The sequence below is a fragment of the Achromobacter sp. UBA4530 genome, assembly GCF_002388205.1.
In the GTDB taxonomy this organism is placed as follows: Bacteria; Pseudomonadota; Gammaproteobacteria; order Burkholderiales; family Burkholderiaceae_B; genus Achromobacter; species Achromobacter animicus.
In genome coordinates this window covers 1-361 of record NZ_DGMA01000018.1, presented here as the reverse complement: position 1 = coordinate 361, position 361 = coordinate 1, and the positions used below count along the sequence as shown (strand labels likewise).

Here is a 361-nt window from a genome sequence, read left to right as displayed (position 1 = left end):
TCATCACGCCGGAAATGGAATACGTGGCGATCCGCGAAAGCCTGCGCCGTGAACACTACCTGCAGACGCTGCGCGACAGCGGTCCCGACGGCGAGAAGATGGTCAAGCGCCTGCTGCGCCAGCATCCGGGCCAATCGTTCGGCGCCTCGATTCCAGCCGCGATCACGCCGGAATTCGTGCGCGCGGAAGTGGCACGCGGCCGGGCGATCATCCCGGCCAACATCAATCACCCGGAAGTGGAACCGATGGCAATCGGCCGCAATTTCCTGGTGAAGATCAACGCGAACATCGGCAATTCCGCGGTCAGCTCGGGGATCGGCGAGGAAGTGGAGAAGATGACGTGGGCGATCCGCTGGGGCGG

1 protein-coding gene is annotated in these 361 nt (G+C 64.0%); it reads left to right on the top strand.

The features are described 5' to 3' along the window. A partial coding sequence (locus tag B2W22_RS14860) for a phosphomethylpyrimidine synthase ThiC (protein WP_286938388.1) occupies window positions 1–361 on the top strand: 361 nt, incomplete at both ends.